At 40.5% G+C, this 4,786-nt stretch carries 4 protein-coding genes; all 4 read left to right on the forward strand.

All coding sequences use genetic code 11. From position 1 onward, the window contains the following. Positions 1-1,138: multiple monosaccharide ABC transporter permease (gene mmsB / locus HP456_RS19990; protein WP_172254368.1), on the forward strand; the 1,138-nt coding region annotated here is incomplete at its 5' end. A 63-nt stretch (positions 1,139-1,201) separates the two neighbouring features. Next, entirely contained in the window at positions 1,202-1,903 is a 702-nt protein-coding gene (gene araD / locus HP456_RS19995; protein ID WP_172254370.1) for an L-ribulose-5-phosphate 4-epimerase, read from the forward strand. Positions 1,904-1,950: 47 nt separating this feature from the next. Then, positions 1,951-3,444, forward strand: coding sequence for an L-arabinose isomerase (gene araA / locus HP456_RS20000; protein WP_172254372.1), 1,494 nt, complete (start codon positions 1,951-1,953; stop codon positions 3,442-3,444). A 131-nt stretch (positions 3,445-3,575) separates the two neighbouring features. Next, on the forward strand, positions 3,576-4,786 hold a 1,211-nt coding region (locus HP456_RS20005; RefSeq protein ID WP_172254374.1), incomplete at its 3' end, for a xylulokinase.

Raw genomic sequence — 4,786 nt, forward strand, 5'->3', positions numbered from 1 at the left:
AAACAATATACGCGAATATGGAATGATCATTGCACTGGTATTCATTACTGGGCTATTTTTGATATTAACAGACGGGATTACATTTAAACCACTGAACTTAACCAATTTAATCCTGCAAAATGGGTTTATTTTAGTATTAGCTGTTGGGATGGTTCTAGTTATTATTACCGGAAACATTGACCTATCCGTTGGTTCTGTCGTTGCATTTGTCGGTGCTATCGCTGGGGTATTGATGATCAATAACAATGTACCGGTTTGGTTAGCCATTATTTTATCAATTCTTGTAGGTGCATTGATTGGTGTTTGGCAAGGATTTTGGATCGCCTATGTTGGAATTCCATCCTTTATCGTCACATTAGCCGGGATGTTAATTTTCCGTGGATTGACTCTGTATTTATTGGATGGTAAGTCATTAGCACCATTCCCTGATTCCTTTGGTAAATTAAGCAGCGGCTTCCTGCCTAACATTGGAGCAGGGGACTTCCATATTCTATCAATAATATTATCTGTGATACTATCACTTGTATTAATTTATGTAGAGTATAGTAAGCGGAAAACACAATTGCAAAACAACTTGGAAGTTTTGCCGCTCTGGATTACGATAACAAAATTAGCACTATTAGTCTTTGTTATTAACTGGTTTACTTATCAGTTAGCGCTAAACAAAGGTATTCCAATTGTATTGGTGATCGTATTTGCCCTTATCGTTATTTACACTTTTATTATGAAAAATACAGTAATGGGCCGCTACATTTATGCAACCGGCGGTAACAAAAAAGCCGCAGATTTATCAGGTATAAAAACAAAACGCGTTGTATTCTGGGTATTTGTAAACAACGGTATCATTGCAGCATTAGCTGGTTTGATGTTTGCTGCTCGCTTAAACTCAGCAACACCAGCTGCAGGTAACATGCTTGAGTTAGACGCAATCGCCGCTGTATTTATCGGTGGTGCTTCAATGGCCGGTGGTGTTGGTACGATAATTGGTGCGATTGTCGGTGGTCTGGTAATGGGTGTCATGAACAATGGTATGTCATTAATCGGTATCGGTATTGATTGGCAGCAAGCTATTAAAGGTTTGGTACTTTTACTAGCCGTAGGTTTTGATGTATACAATAAAAATAGGGCTGGTAAATAATTGTAAAACAACTGCCATGGGAGCTGCGAATCCCATGGTGTTTTTGAAGGGGGTTGTACGAACATGTTGGAGAATTTAAAGCAGCAAGTATTAGAAGCGAACCAAGCATTGCCAAAGTATAACTTAGTGACATTTACTTGGGGAAATGTTAGTGCTATTGATCGCGAAACAAATTTAGTAGTAATTAAACCAAGTGGAGTCGACTATGAAGACTTGAAATTAGAAGATATGGTTGTTGTCGACTTGGAAGGAAATATTGTGGAAGGTCAGTTAAAGCCATCTTCTGATACACCAACACATGTACAATTATATAAATCATTTCCAGGAATCGGAGGAATTGTCCATACTCATTCCCCGCAAGCAACAAGCTGGGCGCAAGCAGGAAAAGGGATACCTGCACTCGGCACAACTCAGGCTGATTACTTTTATGGTGAAATTCCATGTACTCGTCCCATGACAAAAGAAGAGATTCAAGGCAACTATGAACATGAAACAGGAGTTGTCATTGTAGAAACATTTGAAAAAGAAAAACTGGATCCAACACAAATCCCAGGGGTTCTTGTTTACAGTCATGCTCCTTTTGCATGGGGAAAGGATGCGCAGGAAGCTGTTCATAACGCGGTGGTATTAGAGGAAGTAGCTAAAATGGCATTATGGACCTATCAAATAATTCCTGAAACTAAATCAATGGATCAACATTTGCTAGATAAGCATTTTCTAAGAAAGCATGGGGCACATGCATATTATGGCCAGGATAAAAAGTAAAAGAGAAACATTAACATGACAAGCTTAGTTAAAAGGAGGATGAAAGTATGTTAAAAGTAAAGCCTTTTGAATTTTGGTTTGTGACGGGAAGTCAGCATTTATATGGACAAGAGACGTTAGAGGAAGTAGCTGAACACTCTCAAGAAATGGCAAATGGGTTGAATCAAGGTAACGGTGCTCATTCGAAAATTGTCTATAAGCCTGTTGTAAAAACCGCAGAAGAAATTCGTAAAGTGATGATCGAGGCAAACGCTGATGATAATTGTGGGGGGATTATTACATGGATGCATACATTTTCACCTGCAAAAATGTGGATTGCCGGACTTTCTGAGTTAAAGAAGCCTTTACTGCATTTACATACACAATACAATCGGGACATTCCGTGGAATGAAATTGATATGGACTTCATGAACCTGAACCAAGCGGCACATGGTGATCGTGAGTATGGTTTTATTGGGGCAAGAATGGGAATTGCACGGAAGGTTGTGGTTGGCCATTGGCAGGATAATGATACACTGGATCGAATTGCAACTTGGATGAGAACGGCAGTTGCATTTAATGAAAGTAAGAATTTAAAAGTAGCTCGATTTGGTGACAACATGCGCCGGGTTGCAGTTACTGAAGGAGATAAGGTTGAAGCACAAATAAAATTCGGATGGACTGTTAATGGTTATGGTATCGGTGATCTTGTTGCTAGTATGAATGAGTTCTCTGAAGAGGATGTTGATCGATTAGTAGCAGAGTATGAGGAAAAATATGATTTTGCAGCGGAGGGTAAAGAATCTGGACCGGTTCGCGAATCAATTCGATACCAAGCACGTATTGAGCTTGGTATGAGAGCCTTCTTGGAAGAAGGCGGTTATACTGCGTTTACAACAACGTTTGAAGACTTACACGGAATGAACCAATTGCCGGGACTTGCAGTTCAGCGCCTTATGGAAGATGGTTATGGATTTGCTGGTGAAGGGGACTGGAAGACGGCGGCTCTTTTACGTATTATGAAAATCATGGCTGATAATCAAGGGACGTCATTTATGGAGGATTACACGTATCATATGGAACCTGGAAATGAAATGGTACTAGGTTCTCATATGTTAGAGATTTGCCCAACGATTGCAGAAACAAAACCAATGATTGAAGTACACCCGCTGGGTATCGGTGGAAAAGATGATCCAGCACGAATGGTATTTAACAGCCGTCCTGGAAAAGCTGTAAACTTCTCTGTTATCGATTTAGGGCATCGCTTTAGATTACTTGTAAATGAAGTTGAGGCCGTAAGAGTGGAAAAAGAGATGCCAAATCTACCAGTAGCAAGAGTATTGTGGAAGCCGCAGCCATCACTAAGGGACTCTGCTGAAGCATGGATTTTTGGCGGGGGGGCACATCATACTGTTTTCTCATATGAAATTACATCTGAACAATTACAAGATTGGGCTGAGATGGCAGGTATTGAATGTGCGATAATTGCTGCTGACACAAAGCCATATGTGTTCAGGAATGAGTTGCGTATTGCTGAGCTGACTTGGAAGCTGTATCAATAGGTAAAGAGTTTTATAGGATGAAAACAGAAGGCGATTGACTGTAAAATATGTTCCCCTTTAGGTAGACGATTACTGAAAGGGGGATTTTTTCTAAAATATGGAATTAAATATAACACCCTTGGGGGGATTACATGAGTCTTGGTGTGAAATATACAATTCAAAGCGGCGAAACAGCACTTGGCATAGAACTTGGATCAACTCGAATTAAAGCAGTTCTGATTGGAAAAGACAATATTCCGATCGCATCCGGCAGTCATGATTGGGAAAATAGCTATGTCAACAATATCTGGACATATAGCTTAGAAGAAATTTGGAAGGGTGTTCAAGACAGCTATCAAAAGATGGCTGGTGAGGTGAAACATACATATGGAATTACATTACAAACAGTTGGATCAATCGGGGTTAGTGCGATGATGCACGGCTATATGGCTTTCGACAAAGAGGGAGAGCTGCTGGTCCCTTTTCGTACCTGGCGAAATAATATCACTGAACAGGCTTCAAAAGAATTGACAGAACTGTTTAACTATCAAGTTCCGCAAAGATGGAGTATTGCCCATTTGTATCAAGCACTGTTGAATCAGGAAGAACATATTTCAGACATCAACTTCCAGACCACTCTAGCTGGTTATATCCATTGGAAATTGACAGGAGAAAAAGTTTTAGGAGTAGGTGAAGCCTCCGGTGTATTTCCGATTGATTTGAATACGAAAAATTATAATCAATCAATGATCAGTCAATTTAATGACTTGGCTGCACAAAGGAACCTGCCATGGAAACTCGGTGATATCCTGCCTAAAGTTATGGTAGCGGGTGAAAACGCAGGCGTACTTACAGAGGAAGGAGCAAAGATTCTGGATAGAACCGGGGAGCTGAAGGCTGGTACTCCGCTATGTCCTCCGGAAGGGGATGCAGGAACTGGCATGGTTGCAACAAACAGCGTAGCAAAGCGTACTGGAAATGTTTCTGCGGGAACATCTGTATTTGCAATGGTGGTTCTGGAAAAGGAACTATCTAAAGTATATTCAGAGATTGATCTTGTAACCACACCTACCGGTAATCTGGTAGCTATGGCGCATTCCAACAACTGTTCTTCAGATCTCAATGCATGGGTTGGTTTGTTTCATGAATTCTCAAAAGTAATGGGTACGGAAATGGACATGAACACATTGTACGGAACTCTTTATAACTCGGCACTTCAAGGAGATCCGGATGGCGGCGGTCTATTGGCTTATGGTTATCTTTCTGGTGAACACATTACTCACTTTGAAGAAGGTCGTCCATTGTTTGTTCGGTCCTCAGATAGTAATTTCAATTTGGCTAATTTTATGCGCGTACATTTATT

This window comes from Bacillus haikouensis, from assembly GCF_013179555.1.
Taxonomy (GTDB): domain Bacteria; phylum Bacillota; class Bacilli; order Bacillales; family Bacillaceae_B; genus Rossellomorea; species Rossellomorea haikouensis_A.

Coding starts and splice junctions, on each gene's coding strand:
- araD (WP_172254370.1), top strand. CDS start 1,202: ATGTTGGAGAATTTAAAGCAGCAAGTATTAGAAGCGAACCAAGCATTG.
- araA (WP_172254372.1), top strand. CDS start 1,951: ATGTTAAAAGTAAAGCCTTTTGAATTTTGGTTTGTGACGGGAAGTCAG.